General features: G+C 65.1%; 1 protein-coding gene and 1 pseudogene. Both read right to left on the reverse strand.

Annotation, left to right across the window (positions count from 1 at the left end; all coding sequences use genetic code 11):
- Nucleotides 1-611 (reverse strand): acetoacetate decarboxylase family protein (locus BGN95_RS06045; protein WP_286771983.1); only part of this gene is annotated, 611 nt, incomplete at its 3' end.
- Between the two features lie 71 nt (nt 612-682).
- A pseudogene (locus BGN95_RS06050) lies at nt 683-1308 on the reverse strand (Rieske (2Fe-2S) protein); the annotation flags it as partial.

Raw genomic sequence — 1308 nt, forward strand, 5'->3', positions numbered from 1 at the left:
GATTCCGCCAGCGTGATCGTGCCCGTCATATCGGCGCGGGTGGTGTAATTGCGCTGCCAGTCGAGCTGGGTGAGATAGACGTCGCCGTCGAACTTGGTCGGGTCCTGAATGTCGATCAGGCCCTTGTAGCAGTAGATATATTCCTCGAACTGCCGCGGGTTGGCGTTTTCCGCGCCGATCTCGCCCTCGATCGTGCAATAAGTGATGCCGTGGCGCGAGCAGGTCGCGCGGACGTGATTGCCGTTCTTCTCGAAGCTGGTCGTTGCGATCTTCTTCGGCTCGCCGAACCGCTCGCGCCCGCTGGTGACGACGCTCTCGCCTTCCATCGCCATATGGAAACAATAAGCCCCGCGCTGGCCCTCGTAATCGCACACCACGCCCATTGTCAGCGCGCCGATCTCGACCGTCCGCTCGGGGGTGACGTGCATCGCGACATGCGCGAACTGGACGAAGATTTCCGGCCGCGCGACCGGCGTCAGCGGGCGCGGCAGCATCGCGGCATAGACCGCCGGATCGGTTTCATAGATCGCGCGGATCGACCGCACGCTGTTGTTGAGGCCGCCCGCCGAACGCGTCGCGACCGGGCCCATTCTGTAGCGCAATGCCGTCATAGCAAATCTCCGTCGTTACCCGGCGCGCACCGCGCCGGATTTGTGCAGGACCAGGGGAAATCAGATCGACGTTATTCGGCGGCGACCATCTGCGCCCCGCCGCCGGGGGGCGCGTAAAATTGTTCGAAATAGCGGCGGAAGCGGAGGATCGGCCCGTCGCCGTCGCACAGCAGCGGGCGGGCGCGGTGGATCTTCTTGTCCCAGATCGGAATATCGCCCTCCACCCCGGTCTGCCCGGTGGTCGAGGCGATCGCCGCCTGGATCGCCTTGTCCTCGAACGACCCGGGCTCGACGACCGGGTGGGTGAAGCAGAAGCGCAATTCGCACTCGTCCGCCTCGATCGGCGTCACCAGCACCTGCAGCGCGAGCGTGACCAGCCCGGTGAGATGCGTCGTCTTCTGCCCCGCGCCGTTCTGGACGGTGGTGACGCTGGAATTGACGATCTTGGTTTCGCCGGTCGGCAGCGTCATCGTCCGCACGCCATTCGCCTCAGAACGGCGAATATGCCCGTCGTAGCGCGCCTCGCCCTCGGGCACCGCGTCCATCCGGTGGACATATTGGAAATGCGCGAAATCGACGCCGTTCTCGGCGATCTCCTGCGGGTTGCTGCGGAAGCGCCATTCGCGGCGGGTCTGCGGCGCCCAGCCCGGCTCGGTGAACTCGGCCACCGTCAGCACGTCATAGAGCGGGGCGATAT

Origin of the sequence: Sphingomonas sp. 66-10, from assembly GCF_001897045.1 — a bacterium.
GTDB classification, from domain to species: domain Bacteria; phylum Pseudomonadota; class Alphaproteobacteria; order Sphingomonadales; family Sphingomonadaceae; genus Sphingomonas; species Sphingomonas lycopersici.